Source organism: Pseudomonas sp. SCB32 (assembly GCF_009189165.1).
Classification (GTDB): Bacteria; Pseudomonadota; Gammaproteobacteria; order Pseudomonadales; family Pseudomonadaceae; genus Pseudomonas.
Genome location: NZ_CP045118.1, coordinates 1,734,606 through 1,751,851, shown reverse-complemented (window position 1 = coordinate 1,751,851; position 17,246 = coordinate 1,734,606). Strand labels below are relative to the sequence as shown.

19 protein-coding genes and 2 tRNA genes are annotated in these 17,246 nt (G+C 64.6%); 12 read left to right on the top strand and 9 right to left on the bottom strand.

All coding sequences use genetic code 11. The features are described from left to right. The first annotated feature begins 9 nt into the window (after positions 1 to 9). Genes GA645_RS08320 through GA645_RS08300 form a run of 5 tightly spaced genes read left to right on the top strand, consistent with a single transcriptional unit; the run spans position 10 to position 4,080 of the window. Positions 10 to 819 (top strand): alkaline phosphatase family protein, encoded by an 810-nt coding sequence (locus GA645_RS08320; protein ID WP_152221699.1) that lies wholly within the window; start codon positions 10 to 12, stop codon positions 817 to 819. Next, positions 816 to 1,658 carry an ABC transporter permease subunit gene (locus GA645_RS08315; protein WP_152221697.1) on the top strand — a complete coding sequence of 281 codons (843 nt, stop codon included), beginning with the start codon at positions 816 to 818 and terminating at the stop codon, positions 1,656 to 1,658. The genes GA645_RS08320 and GA645_RS08315 overlap by 4 nt, the downstream gene beginning before the upstream one ends. Continuing rightward, positions 1,642 to 2,430 (top strand): ABC transporter permease, encoded by a 789-nt coding sequence (locus GA645_RS08310; RefSeq protein WP_152221695.1) that lies wholly within the window; start codon positions 1,642 to 1,644, stop codon positions 2,428 to 2,430. The genes GA645_RS08315 and GA645_RS08310 overlap by 17 nt, the downstream gene beginning before the upstream one ends. A 1-nt stretch (position 2,431) precedes the next feature. After that, positions 2,432 to 3,427: an ABC transporter ATP-binding protein gene (locus GA645_RS08305; protein ID WP_152221693.1), complete on the top strand. Its 996-nt coding sequence runs from the start codon at positions 2,432 to 2,434 to the stop codon at positions 3,425 to 3,427. Then, on the top strand, positions 3,427 to 4,080 hold the full coding sequence (locus GA645_RS08300) for an HAD family phosphatase (protein ID WP_152221691.1): 654 nt from the start codon (positions 3,427 to 3,429) through the stop codon (positions 4,078 to 4,080). Before GA645_RS08305 ends, GA645_RS08300 begins: the two co-directional genes overlap by 1 nt. Positions 4,081 to 4,103: 23 nt before the next feature. On the opposite strand, the gene GA645_RS08295 is transcribed toward GA645_RS08300, so the two are convergent. Together GA645_RS08295 and GA645_RS08290 are read right to left on the bottom strand one after the other, a co-directional pair. Then, on the bottom strand, positions 4,104 to 5,270 hold the full coding sequence (locus GA645_RS08295; protein ID WP_152221689.1) for a site-2 protease family protein: 1,167 nt from the start codon (positions 5,268 to 5,270) through the stop codon (positions 4,104 to 4,106). Between the two features lie 29 nt (positions 5,271 to 5,299). Next, positions 5,300 to 6,262 (bottom strand): NAD(P)H-quinone oxidoreductase, encoded by a 963-nt coding sequence (locus GA645_RS08290; RefSeq protein WP_152221687.1) that lies wholly within the window; start codon positions 6,260 to 6,262, stop codon positions 5,300 to 5,302. 138 nt (positions 6,263 to 6,400) lie between these two features. Between GA645_RS08290 and GA645_RS08285 the strand changes: the two genes are divergently transcribed. Next, a complete protein-coding gene (locus GA645_RS08285) occupies positions 6,401 to 8,479 on the top strand; it encodes a carboxy terminal-processing peptidase (RefSeq protein WP_152221685.1) in 2,079 nt (692 codons plus the stop codon). 89 nt (positions 8,480 to 8,568) lie between these two features. Then, positions 8,569 to 10,317, top strand: a complete 1,749-nt coding sequence (locus tag GA645_RS08280) for a bifunctional diguanylate cyclase/phosphodiesterase (RefSeq protein ID WP_152221683.1) — start codon at positions 8,569 to 8,571, stop codon at positions 10,315 to 10,317. 2 nt (positions 10,318 to 10,319) lie between these two features. Here GA645_RS08280 and GA645_RS08275 read toward each other — a convergent pair whose 3' ends face one another. The 3 genes from GA645_RS08275 to GA645_RS08265 form a co-directional block, all read right to left on the bottom strand. Next, positions 10,320 to 10,736 carry a sel1 repeat family protein gene (locus GA645_RS08275; RefSeq protein WP_256676174.1) on the bottom strand — a complete coding sequence of 139 codons (417 nt, stop codon included), beginning with the start codon at positions 10,734 to 10,736 and terminating at the stop codon, positions 10,320 to 10,322. A 70-nt stretch (positions 10,737 to 10,806) separates the two neighbouring features. After that, entirely contained in the window at positions 10,807 to 11,172 is a 366-nt protein-coding gene (locus GA645_RS08270) for a hypothetical protein (protein ID WP_152221681.1), read from the bottom strand. Beyond that, on the bottom strand, positions 11,169 to 11,486 hold the full coding sequence (locus GA645_RS08265) for a helix-turn-helix domain-containing protein (RefSeq protein WP_152221679.1): 318 nt from the start codon (positions 11,484 to 11,486) through the stop codon (positions 11,169 to 11,171). The genes GA645_RS08270 and GA645_RS08265 overlap by 4 nt, the downstream gene beginning before the upstream one ends. An 87-nt stretch (positions 11,487 to 11,573) precedes the next feature. On the opposite strand from GA645_RS08265, the gene GA645_RS08260 reads away from it, so the two are divergent. Next, complete coding sequence (locus GA645_RS08260; protein ID WP_178119504.1) at positions 11,574 to 12,332, top strand: transporter substrate-binding domain-containing protein; 759 nt, start codon at positions 11,574 to 11,576, stop codon at positions 12,330 to 12,332. Here GA645_RS08260 and GA645_RS08255 read toward each other — a convergent pair. The 4 genes from GA645_RS08255 to GA645_RS08240 form a co-directional block, all read right to left on the bottom strand. Next, positions 12,320 to 12,739, bottom strand: a complete 420-nt coding sequence (locus tag GA645_RS08255; RefSeq protein WP_152221675.1) for a YkvA family protein — start codon at positions 12,737 to 12,739, stop codon at positions 12,320 to 12,322. The genes GA645_RS08260 and GA645_RS08255 overlap by 13 nt on opposite strands. A 370-nt stretch (positions 12,740 to 13,109) precedes the next feature. Further along, positions 13,110 to 13,856 carry an FKBP-type peptidyl-prolyl cis-trans isomerase gene (locus tag GA645_RS08250; protein WP_152221673.1) on the bottom strand — a complete coding sequence of 249 codons (747 nt, stop codon included), beginning with the start codon at positions 13,854 to 13,856 and terminating at the stop codon, positions 13,110 to 13,112. Between the two features lie 243 nt (positions 13,857 to 14,099). Next, positions 14,100 to 14,176: transfer RNA gene (locus GA645_RS08245), tRNA-Asp, on the bottom strand. A gap of 15 nt (positions 14,177 to 14,191) precedes the next feature. Next, positions 14,192 to 14,267 (bottom strand) — tRNA-Val (locus tag GA645_RS08240). Between the two features lie 178 nt (positions 14,268 to 14,445). Between GA645_RS08240 and rdgC the strand changes: the two genes are divergently transcribed. The 4 genes from rdgC (at position 14,446) to GA645_RS08220 (ending at position 17,240) form a co-directional block, all read left to right on the top strand. Next, the gene (rdgC, locus tag GA645_RS08235; RefSeq protein WP_152221671.1) at positions 14,446 to 15,366 is read left to right on the top strand and encodes a recombination-associated protein RdgC; all 921 of its coding nucleotides are present in this window, start codon (positions 14,446 to 14,448) and stop codon (positions 15,364 to 15,366) included. A 55-nt stretch (positions 15,367 to 15,421) separates the two neighbouring features. After that, positions 15,422 to 16,378 carry a bile acid:sodium symporter family protein gene (locus tag GA645_RS08230; protein WP_152221670.1) on the top strand — a complete coding sequence of 319 codons (957 nt, stop codon included), beginning with the start codon at positions 15,422 to 15,424 and terminating at the stop codon, positions 16,376 to 16,378. A gap of 134 nt (positions 16,379 to 16,512) precedes the next feature. Beyond that, positions 16,513 to 16,827: a quaternary ammonium compound efflux SMR transporter SugE gene (gene sugE, locus GA645_RS08225; RefSeq protein ID WP_152221668.1), complete on the top strand. Its 315-nt coding sequence runs from the start codon at positions 16,513 to 16,515 to the stop codon at positions 16,825 to 16,827. A gap of 203 nt (positions 16,828 to 17,030) precedes the next feature. Further along, entirely contained in the window at positions 17,031 to 17,240 is a 210-nt protein-coding gene (locus GA645_RS08220; protein WP_045210321.1) for a cold-shock protein, read from the top strand. Positions 17,241 to 17,246: the final 6 nt, after the last annotated feature.

Here is a 17,246-nt window from a genome sequence, read left to right as displayed (position 1 = left end):
GCCCGCCCCATGCGCCACGACGTCATCCTGGTCGTTCTCGACGGCCTCAACTACAGCGTCGCCCACGACTGCATGGGCCACCTTCAGGCCCTGTGCAACGCTGGCCGCGGTCAGCTTTACCGGCTGGAATGCGAATTGCCATCGCTGTCCCGCCCACTCTATGAATGCATCCTTACCGGTGTGCCGCCCATCGACAGCGGCATCCTGCACAACGACGTGTCGCGCCTGTCCAACCAGCGCAGCCTGTTCCACTACGCCCGCGACGCCGGCCTGACCACCGCCGCGGCGGCCTACCACTGGGTCAGCGAGCTGTACAACCGCACGCCGTTCGATCCGGCGCGCGACCGTCACACCGACGACGCATCCCTGCCGATCCAGCATGGCCACTTCTACTGGACGGACCACTACCCCGACTCGCACCTGTTCACCGACGCCGAGTCCCTGCGCCGCCGGCATTCGCCGAACTGCCTGCTGGTGCACCCGATGAACATCGACGACGCCGGCCACAAGCACGGCCTGGGCACGCCGCAGTACCGCAACAGCGCGCGGCACGCCGACATCATCCTCTCCGAGTACCTGCACCAGTGGCTGGCCGCCGGCTACCAGGTGATGGTCACCGCCGACCATGGCATGAACGACGACCGCAGCCACGGCGGCATCCTGTCGGAGGAGCGCGAAGTACCGCTGTTCGTCTTCGGCGAGGCCTTCAGCCTCGACGACCAGGCTCGCCCGCGCCAGGTCGAACTGTGCGGCACGCTGTGCGAACTGCTTGGCGCCGCCCACGACAAACCCGTCTGCCGGGAGCTGCTCAAGGCATGAGATCGAATCGCGGAAAACTCATCGCGCTGCTCTGCCTGCTGCCCTTCGCGGTGTTCTTCATCGCCTTCCAGGTGGCACCGCTGGCCTGGGTCGCGGTGAACAGCCTGCGCACCAGCGACGCCTGGGGCCTGGGTAACTTCGCCGAGATCCTCGGCTCGCCCTTCTACCGACAGGCAATCCGCTACAGCCTGGAAATATCGATCTGGTCGAGCCTGATCGGTCTGCTCATCGCCGTGCTCGGCAGCTACTCGCTGCGCCAGGTGGACGGCAAGCTGCGCGACTTCGTGATGGCCTTCGCCAACATGACCAGCAACTTCGCCGGGGTGCCGCTGGCCTTCGCCTTCATCATCATCCTCGGCTTCAACGGCGCCATCACCCTGCTGCTCAAGCAGGCGGGGCTCATCGAGGACTTCAACCTCTACTCGAAGACCGGCCTGATCATCCTCTACACCTACTTCCAGATTCCGCTGGGGGTGATGCTGCTGTTCCCGGCCTTCGACGCCCTGCGCGAGGACTGGCGCGAATCCGCCGCGCTGCTGGGCGCCAGCCACTGGGCGTTCTGGCGGCACATCGGCATCCCGGTGCTGACCCCCGCGCTGCTGGGCACCTTCGTCATCCTCCTGGCCAACGCCCTGGGCGCCTACGCCACGGTGTATTCGCTGACCACCGGCAACTTCAACGTGGTGACGATCCGCATCGCCGGCCTGGTCTCGGGCGACGTGTTCCTCGACCCGAACATGGCCAGTGCGCTGGCGATGTTCCTGGTCGGCCTGATGACCCTGATCACCCTCGCCCACCAGTGGCTGCTGCGTCGGAGCTACCATGTCCAGAAGCGCTAATTCGCTGTACCACCGCGTGGTGGTCTACGCGCTGTTCCTGATCCTGCTGCTGCCGCTGGCCGCCACCCTGCTCTATTCGCTGGCTACCTCCTGGAGTGCCAGCGTGCTGCCTGACGGCCTGACCCTGAAGTGGTACTTCACGCTGTGGAGCGACCCGCGCTTCCTCACCGCCTTCGGCCAGTCGCTGCTGGTGTGCTTCGGCTCGCTGGTGCTGAGCGTGGTGCTGGTGCTGCCGCTGATGTTCGTCGTGCACTATTACTTCCCGCGCCTGGACGCACTGATGAACGTGCTGATCCTGCTGCCCTTCGCGGTGCCGCCGGTGGTCTCCTCGGTCGGCCTGCTGCAGCTCTATGCCGCCGGCCCACTGCCGCTGATCGGCACGCCCTGGGTGCTGATCGGCTGCTACTTCACCATCGCCCTGCCGTTCATGTACCGGGCGATCAGCAACAACCTGCAGGCGATCAACCTGCACGACCTGATGGACGCCGCCCACCTGCTCGGCGCCAGCACCTGGCAGGCCGCCCTGCTGGTGGTGCTGCCGAACCTGCGCAAGGGCCTGATGGTGGCGCTGTTCCTGTCCTTCTCCTTCCTCATCGGCGAATTCGTCTTCGCCAACCTGCTGGTGGGCACCCGTTACGAGACGCTGCAGGTGTTCCTCAACAACATGCGCAACAGCAGCGGCCACTACACCAGTGCGGTGGTGGTTTCCTACTTCCTCTTCGTCCTGCTGCTCACCTGGGCGGCGAACCGTCTGAACAAGGACAAGACCTGACATGAGCTTTCTCAGCGTCGAACGACTGAACAAGAACTACGGCAACACCACGGTGTTCCAGGACATCGACTTCGCCGCCGAGCGCGGCGAGTTCGTCACCCTGCTCGGCCCCAGCGGCTGCGGCAAGTCCACCCTGCTGCGCTGCATCGCCGGCCTCACCGCGGTGGACAGCGGGCGCATCCTGCTGGGTGACGAGGACATCGTGCCCAAGAGCCCGCAGAAGCGCGGCATCGCCATGGTGTTCCAGAGCTACGCGCTGTTCCCCAACATGACTGTGGAGCAGAACGTCGCCTTCGGCCTGCGCATGCAGAAGGTGCCGGCGGCGGAGTCCGCCCAGCGGGTACGCGAGGTACTGGAGATGGTCGAACTCGGCCCATTGACCTCGCGCTACCCGCACCAGCTCTCCGGCGGCCAATGCCAGCGCGTGGCGCTGGCCCGCTCGCTGGTCACCCGCCCGCGCCTGTTGCTGCTCGACGAGCCGCTGTCGGCGCTGGACGCGCGCATCCGCAAGCACCTGCGCGAGCAGATCCGCCGCATCCAGCAGGAGCTTAAACTGACCACGGTGTTCGTCACCCACGACCAGGAAGAGGCGCTGACCCTTTCCGACCGCATCGTGCTGATGAACGCCGGGCGCATCGTCCAGAGCGGCGACGCGGAAACCCTCTACACCGCGCCGGAAAATGCCTTCGCCGCCGGCTTCATCGGCAACTACAACCTGCTCGAAGCCGCCCAGGCGACCCGCCTGCTGGACCGGCCCTTCCAGCAGAAGGTGGCGATCCGTCCGGAATCCCTGCGCCTGAGCATGGACGCCGGCGACGGCATCCCGGTTCGGGTACTCTCCCACAGCCTGCTGGGCAACGTGATCCGCTACCGGGTAGACGCCGCTGGCGTGGAACTGACCGTGGACGTCCTCAACCGCAGCGCCGAGCGCCTGTACCCGGCCGGCACCGAACTCAGCCTGCAAGTAGACATTGAAAGTATTCGGGAGGTGGCCTGATGGCCCTGGTGATTTTCGACCTCGACGACACCCTGATCGACGGCGATTGCGCGAGCCTGTGGAGCCAGCGCATGGCCGATCTCGGCTGGGTGGATGCGGAGTCGTTCCTCAAGCGCGACGCCGAACTGATGGCGCTGTACGCGCAGGGCAAGCTGCCCATGGAGGATTACATGGCCTTCGCCCTGGAGCCGATGGCCGGGCGCAGCGTCGAGGAAATCGAGCGTGAAGTGGCAACCTTCGTTGAGGACGTGATCGAGCCGCTGATCCACAGCGACGCCTGCGCCACCCTCGCCCGCCACCGCGCAGCCGGCGACCGCCCCCTGGTGATCTCGGCCTCTGGCGTGCACCTGGTGCAACCGATCGCCGAGCGCATCGGCATCGACGAAGTGCTGGCCATCGACCTGGAAGTGGTGAACGACCACTACACCGGGCGCACCGTGGGCGTCCTTACCTATCGCGAAGGCAAGGTACTGCGCCTGCTTGACCTGCTGGAGGGCGACGACAGCCCGCTGGCTGACGCGCACTTCTACTCCGACTCGCGCAATGACCTGCCGCTGCTCAAGCTGGTTGGCCACCCGCATGTGGTGAACGCCGATCCGGTGCTACTGGAACAGGCGCAGAAGATGGGCTGGGACAGCCTGGCCTGGAAGTGACCCGCGCGAGCCGGCCTGGGGAATCAGGCCGGCAGCGCCTCCAGTAAACGCTCGCACATGCGCGTCTCTTCCGTCTCCTGGGAGAGATCGGGCGAGCGCCGGGCAGAGGCCACCGCGCGAGCCAGCTGCCGGCGACACTCCTCCCGCTCCCCACCGAAGGCAGCTCGCACAGCCAGGCAGCGCGCCCAGACGCTCGCGTATTCACGCTTCAGGCGCTCCGGCAGCAATTCATCGAACAGCCCGGCGGCACTCCCCGAAGACACCGCCGCAACAAAGGCCAACTCCGCGCCGATCAGCCGTAGCATGTCAAACAGAGGTCGCTGCAGTGCCTCGGGAAGCGCATTTCGCAGCACCTGGAAGGGGACCTCAAGCGCAGCGGCTTCCTGCCAGCGTCCCTGGATCTGCAAGGCACGCAGCCGGAGATACAGCGCCACCAGCGGCATGGGTTGGTCCTGGGATTCCAGCAGCCGCAGCTCTGGCTCTGGCGCCTCGTCAGCGCAGGTTCCGGCACAGGAGAGCCCCATCAGGCGGGCGAACGCAAGTTGCGGATGACCGATGTCCATGCCACGCCGCCAGCGCAGCAGCCAGAGTCCATCGCTGACCACCCGAGGCCTTCCCACCACCGGCAACAGGTTGGCAACGCCCACGCAGGCATTGGTCGCACAGATGGCCAGTAGAATCCCCCGCAGAGGACCGGGCTCCAGCCACAGCACGATCGCCCCAGCCAACAGGGCAACCGCCAGGTTCGCCAGCGGCCCGCCAGCGACGAACCACATCTGCTGACGGCGCCAGGGGCCACGGGGATCGGCGAAGGCCATGACGAAGCCGGCCAGACGTCGGTTATACCTGGGCCGCCAGCCGACCTTCAATCCCTCACGCAGCAGGCGTACGTCCAGGCGGCGTACACACATACGCAGCACCGTCATGCCGCTCCAGCGAGCAGCGAGCAGATGCCCCAGTTCGTGTACGAAAATGGAGAGATAGAGCACCGTTGCGCCGGCGAGGATGCCGGGCAGAATCCACACCGTCTCGGCGGGCATCGAGAGCATGCACAACATCACGCCCAGAATGCCCGCCGCCCCTCCCAGCAGATACACCAGCATCCGCAGCGCCTCGTTCAGCACGGGTGGCAACTCCCAGAGTCCGGCGACTTCGCCGGCGTGACTTTCGGCATTCCCTGTGTCCGCCATGGATTGCGCTCCCTGCGTCCGGCGGCGGATCAGCTCAAGGCCGGATCGATGACCAGCACGACCTTGCCCTGCACCTGGTTGCTGGCCAGCGCATCAAAGGCCTGCTGTGCCTGCCCGATCGAGAAGGTCCGCTCCAGTTGCGGGCTCAGTTTGGCAGTTTCGAACAATGGCCAGACCTTCTGCCCCAGCTCTGCCATCAGGTGCGCCTTGAAGTCGGCGCTGCGCGAACGCAGGGTCGAGCCGATCAGCTGGATGCGCTTGCCCAGCAGCAGGGCCAGATCCAGTTCAGCCTTGCGACCACCCATCAGTCCGATGACCACCCATCGGCCATCGCGACCGAGGATTTCCAGGTCCAGCTTGGCGTAGTTGCCCCCCACCGGATCGAGGATCACGTCGAACGGCGCGAAATCCCGAAGAGATTCGAGACTCTCGCCGCGCAGAGCGCCGCCCTCGGCCCCCAGACCCTCGCAGTAGGCCAGGCGCTCGGCGCTGCCGACGCTGACCCAGCAGGGGCTGCCGAAGGCCTTGCACAGCTGGATCCCGGCCGAGCCGACACCACTGGCGCCGGCGTGCAGCAGCACCTTCTCGCCAGGCTGCAGCGCGCCCAGCATGAACAGGTTCAGCCAGGCGGTGGCGTAGACCTCGGGCAATGCGGCGGCTTCGGCCAGGGAAAGGCCCGCCGGCACCGACAGGGCATGGCGTTCGTCCACCACCACTTCCTCGGCCATGCCGCCGCCGGCCAGCAGCGCGCAGACGCGGTCGCCCACCTGCCAGGTACTGCCGGCGCCCACCTCGGTGACCACCCCGGAACACTCCAGGCCAATGATATCGCTGGCCCCGGGCGGCGGCGGGTACAGACCGGCCACCTGCAGCAGGTCGGCACGATTGAGGCCGGCGGCAGCGACCTGGATGCGAATCTCGCCCTGTGCGCAGGCCGGAGAGGGACGCTCCCCCCACTCCACCCGCCCTTCGATACCTTGCAATGCGTTCACGCTGCCTCCATAGTGACCTTGCAGGGCCCGATCCGTAAGGTCGGGCCCTTTCTTCGCGTCGAATTCTCCAGTGATTGAACCCGGCGCCGCCAATTACGGCCTAATATGCGTCATAACTCCGCGATCAGTCGAATCAGCATGAAGCGATTTTTGCCCCGTACCGCCCTGTTGTTCATCCTCGGCGCAAGCGCCCTGTCCTCGTTCGCTGCCACCAGCAGCCCGAACGTCTGGGATGGCCTGCAGCCGGACCGGGACCAGGTGATCGCCAGCCTCAACATCGTTGAGCTGCTCAAGCGCCACCACTACAACAAACCGCCGCTGAACGACGACCGCTCGGCGAAGATCTACGACAGCTACCTGAAGATCCTCGACCCGGCACGCATGTACTTCACCGCCGCTGACATCGACCAGTTCGCCCCCTGGCGCACCCAGTTCGACGACTTCCTCAAGAGCGGCGAGCTGGAGCCCGGTTTCACCATCTACAAGCGTCACCTCGACCGCCTGAAGGAACGCCTGGACTTCGCCCTGGCCACCCTGAACAAGGGCGTCGACAAGATGGACTTCACCACCAACGAATCCCTCGAGATCGACCGCGAGAAGGCGCCCTGGGCGAAGAGCAGCGCCGAGCTGGACGACCTGTGGCGCAAGAAGGTGAAGGACGAGGTCCTGCGCCTGAAGATCGCCGGCAAGGACAACAAGGCCATCCAGGACCAACTGACCAAGCGCTACAAGAACCAGCTGATGCGCCTGGAGCAGACCCGCAGCGAAGATATCTTCCAGGCCTACATCAACGCCTTCGCGCAGACCTACGATCCGCACACCCAGTACCTGTCGCCGGATAGCGCGGAAAACTTCGACATCAACATGAGCCTGTCGCTGGAAGGCATCGGCGCCGTGTTGCAGAGCGACAACGACTACGTGAAGGTCGTGCGCCTGGTCCCCGCCGGCCCGGCGGAGAAGAGCAAGCAGATCGCCACCTCCGACAAGATCATCGGCGTCGCCCAGGGCAAGGGCGAAATGGTCGACGTGGTCGGCTGGCGCCTGGACGAAGTGGTCAAGCTGATCCGCGGCCCGAAAGGCTCGCAGGTCCGCCTGGAAGTGATTCCGTCCACCAACGCGCCGAACGACCAGACCAGCAAGATCGTCACCATCACCCGCGAGGCGGTGAAGCTGGAAGACCAGGCCGCGAAGAAGTCGGAAATCACCCTCGACCACGAAGGCAAGAGCTACAAGCTGGGCATCATCGACGTGCCCGCCTTCTACCTCGACTTCAAGGCCTACCGCGCTGGCGACCCGGACTACAAGTCCACCACCCGCGACGTGAAGAAGCTGATCAGCGAGCTGCAGAAGGACAAGGTCGACGGCATCGTCATCGACCTGCGCAACAACGGCGGCGGCTCCCTGCAGGAAGCCACCGAACTGACCGGCCTGTTCATCGACCAGGGTCCGACCGTACTGGTGCGCAACAGCGATGGCCGCGTCGACGTGCTCAACGATGACGAAGGCAAGGCCTTCTACAACGGCCCGATGACCGTGCTGGTCAACCGCCTGTCCGCCTCGGCCTCGGAGATCTTCGCCGGCGCCATGCAGGACTACCACCGCGCACTGATCGTCGGCGGCCAGACCTTCGGCAAGGGCACCGTGCAGACCATCCAGCCGCTGAACCACGGCGAGTTGAAGCTGACCCTGGCCAAGTTCTACCGCGTTTCCGGACAGAGCACTCAGCACCAGGGTGTGATCCCGGACATCAGCTACCCGTCCATCGTCGACGACAAGGAAATCGGCGAGAGCGCCCTGCCCGACTCCATGCCCTGGGACACCATCAAGCCGGTGCTCAAGGCCCAGGCCGATCCGTTCAAGCCGTTCCTCGACCAGCTGCGCAGCCGTCATGACACGCGCACCGCGAACAATGCCGACTTCGTCTACGCCCGCGAGCGTCTGGCGCTGGCCCAGGAGCTGATGAAAGAGAAGACCGTCAGCCTCAACGAAGCCAAGCGTCGCGCCCAGCAGACCAACATCGAAAGCCGCCAGCTGGCCATGGAGAACACCCTGCGCAAATCCAAGGGCCAGGAACCGCTCAAGGAGCTGAAGAAGGAAGACGAAAACGCCCTGCCGGACGACGATAAGACCAAGCCGCAGGACGACGCCTACCTGACCGAGTCCGGGCACATCCTGATCGACTACCTGAACCTGGATTCCCAGGTCGCCAAACACTGATCGGATGTAATCAAACAGTCATGACGCTGTCGTGAAATGCACAGGGCCGGGAAACCGGCCCTTTGCATTTTCATCCACCGAGAACCGTCATGACCGTCACCGAGCAGTTGAGCGCCCTGGACCAGATCCTCGCTCACGGCGACCTGCACTGCCTGTTCCAGCCCATCCTGTCGCTCTCCGAACGGCGCCTGGTCGGCTACGAAGCCCTCACCCGCGGCCCCTCCAACGGCCCCCTGCACTCGCCCCTTCCGCTGTTCAGCATCGCCCGCAGCAGCGGCCGCCTGAGCCAGCTGGAGCTGCTCTGCCGACGCCAGGCCTGCGCGCGCTTCCGTGACCTGAACCTCGACGGCAAGCTGTTTCTCAACGTTTCCCCCGAATCGCTGCTGGAGCCCACCCACCAGCCCGGTCGCACCCTGCAGTTGCTGCAGACCTTCGGCATCTCGCCGAGCGACGTGGTGATCGAACTCACCGAGCAGACGCCCATCGAGGATTTCAGCCTGCTCGACACCGCCCTTCACCATTATCGGGCGATGGGCTTCTCCATTGCCCTCGACGACCTCGGCGCGGGTTATTCCAGCCTGCGCCTGTGGTCGGAGCTGCGCCCCGACTACGTGAAGATCGACCGCCATTTCATCGAAGGCATTCACCTGGATGCGGTGAAGCGCGAGTTCGTCGGCTCCATCCTGAAGATGGCCCACGCCTCGCGTGCCCAGGTCATCGCCGAAGGCATCGAGCTTGCCGAAGAGCTCGCGGTGCTCTCGGAAATGGGCGTCGACCTGGTACAGGGCTACCTGTTCGGCCGTCCCAGCGAACAGCCACCGCGCGATGCGCGAAACCTGCTGCCGGACGTGGATGCCAGCGGCAGCCTGCTCGCCGACGAACCCTCCGACCTGCAACCGCTGCTGCTCGAACAGCCGGCGGTACGCGACGAAACCCCGATTGGCGACGTACTGGAGGCCTTCCGCGCCCAGGCCAACCTGAACTCCCTGGCGGTGCTGGACAGCGCCGATCAGCCGGTTGGAATTGTCCACCGGCATGCCCTCTCCGACGCCCTGCTGAAACCCTTCGCGACGGAACTCTACGCACGCAAGCCGATCAGCCGCCTGATGAGCAGCGACTTTCTTGCGGTGGAACGCAGCCAGTCGCTGCAACAGGTCAGCCGCCTGCTGACCAGCCGTGCGCGACAGCGCATCGAGGAAGACTTCATCATCACCCTGAACGGCCGCTACCTGGGGCTGGGCCGGGTGATCGACGTGCTCAAGCTGATTACCGAACAGAAGATCCGCCAGGCACGCTACGCCAACCCGCTGACCCTGCTGCCGGGCAACGTACCGATCCAGCAGTGCCTGACCCGGCTGCTTCAGCAGGGCCGGGAAGCCGTGGTGTGCTACGTGGACATCGACAGCTTCAAGCCCTTCAACGACCTCTACGGCTACGCGCGTGGCGATGAAGTGCTGCTGTGCCTGGCGCAATGCCTGGGCGAACGGGTAGACCCGGCGCAGGACTTCGTCGGTCATATCGGCGGCGATGACTTCATGCTCGTGCTGGGCAACCGGGACTGGCGCGAACACCTCAATCACCTGCTGGAAGACTTCCAGGGGCAGTGCCGGCGCTTCTACAGCCGCGAGCATCTCGAAGCGGGCTGTTTCGTCTCGCACAACCGGCACGGGCAGCGCGAGGAGTTCCCCCTGCTGTCACTGTCGATTGGCGTGGTGCACCTCAAGGCCGAGGCTTGCGCCCGCCTGGATGCCGGACAACTGGCGGGACTGGCGTCCGAGGCCAAGCGGCACGCCAAGGCCGTGCCCGGCTACAGCCTGCACATCCTCAGCGCCGACTGAGCTCAGAGCCCGAGATGATGGGCGCGCGCTTCATAGCGCGCCGCCTGGGTCTCATCGGGCAGCAGACCGGGGCCGCCATTGCGGTAAAGCTCCATCAGCTTGCGCGCCGCCAGTGGATGGCCGGCCTCTGCGGCCTGCCCCCAGTAGCGCGCGGCTTCCTGCGCATCGGCGGCATGGCGGGTATCGCCCTTGAGCAGTTGCACGCCGACCTGATAGGCAGCCTTGGCATCACCGCCAGTCGCGGCCAGACGCAGCAGACGCAACCCTTCCTCGCGAGCGCCCAGGCCCTGCCCCCGGAACAGCAGCAGGTGTCCATAGAAACTCTGTGCGGCGATGTCGCCCAGGTTGGCCCTGCGCGAGAACTGCCCCTGCATCCACTGCCAGGCACGTGGCTGGCGGACCAGCCAGGGCCAGCCCATCAGTCGTCGCGCCACGGCATAGGCCAGGCGCGCCCGCAGGCGCCAGAACAGCTCACGCGGCGTCTCCACCTCAAAGCTCCTCGGGGTACTCGAACTCGAAGACCCGCACTACTTCCGCCGCATGCCAACCCGCCGCCGCCGGACCATCCGGTGCGCCGGAGAAGCGCCCCAGGCGCTCCACGCATTCGAAGAAGCCGGTACGCGGCAGACGGCTCGCCCCCTGGCTGATCACCAGCGAACTGCGCAACGGACGCCCGGCGCGGGCATCCAGGGCGGCGAGATGTTCGAGGGCGGCGGTCAGGGTGGTCATCGCCGGCGTGGGCAATTGCAGGCGCTCGATCAGCGCCCGGTAGGTCAACAGATGGCGCTGGCGGCGGGCGTCTTCCAGCTCACCGAGCAGACCTTCCCAGTGTTTGCGACTGATCTGTACGCTCAAGACCCGGACTCCCCAATGCCCAGGGCACGGCGCAGGCCGTGCTGAATGGCGTCGCTGGCCTCGCGCTCGCCGCTTTCGATGAGAGCGAGGTAGGACGGACTGATGCCCACCGCACGCGCCAGTGTCTCGAGGGAAAAGCCGCGCGCCTCGCGCAGGTTTTTCCAGTTCGGAGCCTCGTCGGATACGGGTGCTGCGGCAGGTTTGACCACCTGTGCGGCACCGCGGCCGGCGGCGGCCAACAGTGCCTGGTACTCGGCCCAGGGAACAACGGCGTATTCCGCCTCGCCGTCACGCATGATGACTTGCACGTTCATGACAACACTCCTTGCAGGCCGCCATCTTAACAGCCTGACCGGCACCTGTGCCGGCTATACTGCTGCTGCCGTCACTTCCAGCCGAACATGGGGACCGACTTGCCGCGTCTTCTCCTGATCTGCCTCTGCTTGGCCAGTGTCCTCTGTAGCGCCGACGAACTGCGCTGGGGCTACTCGCCAAGCAACGGAATGCCCTACGTGGAAAGTATTGACCACGAATTGGCGCACGGCTTCATTCGTGATCTGGGCGAAAGGGTCGGACAGCTCCTGAACCTCGAGGTTCGCTTCGTCGAGACCCCGGACAAACGTGTGGAAGCCTCATTGCAACAGGGCAGTATCCAGCTGCTGTGCATCAACAACCCGCAATGGATGAGCGCCCCGGAGAAGCTGCACTGGTCGCCCAGCCTGTTCGAGGAGGAGGACGTTCTGGCACAACGCAGTGACGCGCCCGCCTTGAACACACTCGACGCCCTGCGCGGCCACACACTCGGCACCAGCCTCGGCTACGTCTATCCGCCGGCATTGATGGAGGCCTTCGCCAGCCACGCGATTCGTCGCAACGACGTGCGCGACCTGGAAACCCGCCTGCACATGCTCGAACACAATCGCCTGGACGCCATCGTCGACATGCGCCGGCCGCTGGAATTCCTGCTGCGGGAACACCCCGGCCTGAGCATCCGGGTCAATCCCGGCATCCTGCAGCGCTATTCGATCCGCTGCTCCTACGGCCCGACGCTACCGATTCCAGCCGAGCGACTCGACGCGGCACTGCAGACACTGGTGGACGACGGTTCCATCCAGCGCATGCTTGCCCAGCAGAACCAGCTGCTGCGTCAGCGCCGCTGAACCGGCGCCGGCAGCTGCCTGAGCGCCTCGCGGGTTTCCACACCCTGGCCGTCACGCCACACCTTGAAGGCATCCAGCTCGGACTGCCAGCGACGCACAACCCAGGCCAGCACGGCGAGGTCGTCGAGCAGCCCCACACCCGGCAACCAGTCAGGTATCAGATCCACCGGCGACAGGAAATACAGCAGCGCCGCCACGACGGACACCAGGGCCTGGGAACTGATGCCGCGATAATCACCGCGCACCCAGGCCACCAGCAGTTCCTGCAGCAGTTTCAGGTCACTGCGGACCAGCTTCAGCCGGCCACTCTTGCGCGCCACCGCGAACAACAACGCCGGCACCCGGCCACGGGCCAGGAATCGTCCGGCAAGGTTCAGGTAGCGATCGAATCCCGGAGGTTTTCTCATCACTCCACCTTGGTAGGAATACTCAGACGGGAATGGTTCAGGTTATCCACCTTTACTGTGGATAACTCTGTTGAAAGAAAGCTTCAACATCGCCCAAAGGCCCGAGCCATCAGGGCTCCAGACAGATAGGCGATTTTTTATCCAGCCTGACAAATACGTTAAAAATCATGCAGTTGCGGCTATTCGATGGCCACCGGAATGTCAAGCACCCGGTGTCACTACAGCTGCGGCAATTATGTGCATAAGCGTAACAGCACGGCCCAGCCTACTCCCAAACAGACCCTCGGGTCTGCCGCCCGTTCCAGAGCAGGTCCGGCAAAAACGAAAACGCCCCGCGGGTAACGGGGCGCTTTCATTGGTACGAAGGTACTCAGTTCTGCTTCGGAGCTTCCAGGGTCGCTTCCGGACCAGCTTCCGGCTGATTCTGATCCTTGATGCCCAGCAGCTCCAGGTCGAACACCAGCACGGAGTTCGCCGGGATGGTCGGGCTCGGGCTCTGCGCGCCGTAGGCCAGTTCGCTCGGGATGTAGAGCTTGATCTTCTCGCCGACGTGCATCAGTTGCAGCGCCTCGACCCAACCCGGAATCACGCCGCCAACCGGCAGATCGATCGGGCTGCCACGCTGGATGGAGCTGTCGAATACGGTGCCGTCGACCAGCTTGCCTTCGTAGTGAACGGTGACCACGTCGGTAGCCTTGGGCTGCGGGCCGTCGGCTTTCTTGACGACTTCGTACTGCAGGCCGGACTTGGTGGTGACCACGCCTTCGCGCTTGCCGTTGGTCTCGAGGAACTTCTTGCCTGCTTCCAGGGCTTCGGAGTTCTTCTTGGCGAGCTGCTCTTCGGCGCGTTTCTGCAGGAAGGTGAAGGCTTCGGTCAGCTCTTCATCGGTCAGCTTCTGCTTCTGCTTGCCAACGGCGTCCTCGATACCCAGGGCAACAGCCTTGGAGTCGAGATCGTTCATGCCTTCCTGGGCCAGGCTCTTGCCCATGTTCAGGCCAATACCGTAGGAGGCTTTCTGGGCGGGGGTCTTCAGTTCCACTTCAGCGGCTTGCTTGTCGCAGCCCGCGAGAACCAGGCCGACCAGCGCGATCGCTGCCGCCAACCGATGTTGTTTCATGCTGAATCCTTGTCTTTACGCCGTCATGGCAGGGTCTTTGAAGCCGCGAGCTTATCAGGCGCTCGTGGCCAGTGGCTATGGGCAATAGGAACCCCTGCCAGAGGAGAAGTTCCCACAGCAAACTTATAGGAAAATTAACAGGATATGTTCGACGAACAGGTCGAAGGAATGCGAACTGGCGCGGCTTTTTCGAGCGCAAAGAAAAAGCCCCCAAGTATCGCTACCTGAGGGCTTTTCGAAATATGGCGCAGCGGACGGGACTCGAACCCGCGACCCCCGGCGTGACAGGCCGGTATTCTAACCGACTGAACTACCGCTGCGTCGGACCTCGAGTTTGGTGGGTGATGACGGGATCGAACCGCCGACCCTCTGCTTGTAAGGCAGATGCTCTCCCAGCTGAGCTAATCACCCTTCACTCTCGAAGTGGGGCGCATTCTACGGAGGAGATTCGAGGCTGGCAAGCCCCTCAATGAAAAAAATTTTCAGATGTTCCAAAGGCTTAGATGAAGTGTGCGAATGACGAAACGGGGTTGGCCTGGAAAGCGCCTGACGGAATAATGGGGCCTTTGTGTCCAGGAGTTAGCCCCTCATGTGGTTCCGCAACCTGCTCGTATACCGCCTCACCCAGGATCTGCAGATCGACGCCGATGCCCTGGAGAAGGCCCTGGCCAGCAAGCCGGCGCGCCCCTGCGCCAGCCAGGAGCTCGCCACCTACGGTTTTTCCGCGCCCTTCGGCAAGGGCCCGGACGCGCCACTGGTCCACGCCAGCGAAGGCTTCTTCCTGATCAGCGCGCGTAAGGAAGAACGCATCCTCCCCGGCAGCGTCGTGCGTGACGCACTGAAGGACAAGGTCGACGAAATCGAGACCGCGCAGATGCGCAAGGTCTACAAGAAGGAGCGCGACCAGCTCAAGGACGAGATCGTCCAGACCCTGCTGCCGCGCGCCTTCATCCGCCGCTCGGCTACCTTCGCCGCCATCGCCCCGAGCCTCGGCCTGATCCTGGTCGACTCCTCCAGCGCGAAGAAGGCCGAAGACCTGCTCTCCACCCTGCGCGAAGCCCTGGGCTCGCTGCCGGTGCGCCCGCTGACCGTGAAGGTCGCGCCGACCGCCACCCTGACCGAATGGGTGAAGACCCAGGAGGCCGCTGGCGACTTCTTCGTCCTCGACGAATGCGAGCTGCGCGACACGCATGAAGACGGCGGCGTGGTGCGCTGCAAGCGCCAGGACCTGACCAGCGAGGAAATCCAGTTGCACCTGACCGCCGGCAAGCTGGTCACCCAGCTGTCCCTGGCCTGGTCGGACAAGCTGTCCTTCGTCCTCGACGACAAGGTGGTGATCAAGCGCCTGCGCTTCGAAGACATGCTGCAGGAAAAGGCCGAGCAGGACGGTGGCGAAGACGCCCTCGGCCAGCTCGATGCCAGCTTCACCCTGATGATGCTGACGTTTGCCGAGTTCCTCCCGGCGCTGGTCGAAGCTCTCGGTGGCGAGGCGATGCCGGAAGGCATCTGATGCCCGACGGGCGCCGCCTCCGCGCGGCGCCTGACATACCAACAAGGAAGGCCCCATGCGTGCTCTCATTCTCCTCAGCCGCTTCATGGGCAACACCTTCGCCCTCTGGGTGCTGCTCTTCGCCATCCTGGCGTTCTTCGTCCCCACCCTCTTCACCCCGCTCACCCCCGCCATCGTGCCGATGCTCGGCGTGGTGATGTTCGGCATGGGCCTGACCCTCAGGGTCGAGGACTTCGCCGAAGTCGCCCGGCATCCCTGGCGCGTCGCCCTCGGGGTGATCGCCCACTTCGTGATCATGCCCGGCGTGGCCTGGCTGCTCTGCCAGGCGATGCACCTGCCGGCGGAGATCGCCGTCGGCGTGATCCTGGTCGGCTGCTGCCCCAGCGGCACCGCCTCCAACGTGATGACCTGGTTGTCGCGCGGCGACCTGGCGCTGTCGGTGGCCATTGCCGGCGTCACTACCCTCCTCGCCCCGCTGCTCACCCCGGCGCTGATCTGGCTGCTGGCCTCGGCCTGGCTGCCGGTATCCTTCGGTGCGCTGTTCTGGTCGATCCTGCAAGTAGTCGTGGTGCCGATCGTTCTCGGCCTCGCCGCTCAGCACCTGCTCGGCGCACGGGTGCGCCATGCGGTGGAGGTGCTGCCGCTGGTGTCGGTGGTGTCCATCGTGATCATCGTCGCGGCGGTGGTGGCGGCCAGCCAGGCGAAGATCGCCGAGTCCGGCTTGCTGATCCTGGCCGTGGTGATCCTGCACAACGGCTTCGGCTTCCTGCTCGGCTACTTCACCGCCAAGCTCTTCGGCCTGCCGCTGGCACAGCGCAAGTCACTGACGCTGGAAGTCGGCATGCAGAACTCCGGCCTCGGCGCCGCCCTCGCCAGCGCGCACTTCTCGCCCCTGGCCGCAGTGCCCAGCGCGCTGTTCAGCGTCTGGCACAACATCTCCGGCGCCACGCTCTCCACCTGGTTCCGGCGCATGACCGACGAGTCGCCCGCGCGGGAACAGGCCCCGGAGTGAAGCCCCGATCCGGCCCCGGCTTGCCCGGGGAGTCAGATTTGTGCAAAATAATGCACATCGTGAGGACGACCTCACCACCTTCCGGTGTTCCAGCGGGGACGGCCCTTCAATCCATCCACCGTCTGGAGTCCAACATGTCCTGGATCATTCTGTTCGTCGCCGGCCTGTTCGAAGTCGCCTGGGCTGTCGGCCTGAAGTACACCGAAGGCTTCACCCGCCTGGTTCCCTCGGTACTTACCGCCCTGGCGATGGCCGCCAGCGTCGGGTTGCTGGGGCTGGCCATGAAGAACCTGCCACTGGGCACCGCCTACGCCATCTGGACCGGCATTGGCGCGCTGGGCACCGTTGCCGTTGGCATCTGGCTGTTCGGCGAATCCATGGCGCCGGTACGCATGCTCAGCGTAGCGCTGATTCTCTGCGGGCTGGTTGGCCTGAAACTGAGCCACTGACGCTGCATCGATTTCGATGCCGGCGGGCTGTCGCTTTCCCGAAAATTTGTCGGTATGCTGCGGCCCACTGTGTTTGCTTGCGTCACTGTGGCTCGTGACCTGGTGGGGCCATTCCCCATCACCCGGCTTCGACTGCACCTTGCAACTCAGGAAGAGCGCGGGCTTTCCGCAAAACAATATTCAATTGTTCAAGGTGTAATTCCATGTCGAATCGTCAGACCGGCACCGTCAAGTGGTTCAACGACGCCAAGGGCTTCGGCTTCATCACTCCGGAAAGCGGCAACGATGTCTTCGTGCACTTCCGCTCCATCCAGGGCACCGGCTTCAAATCGCTGCAGGAAGGCCAGAAGGTCTCCTTCGTTGTGGTTGAAGGCCAGAAGGGCCTGCAGGCTGACGAAGTTCAGGTTATCTGAACCGCG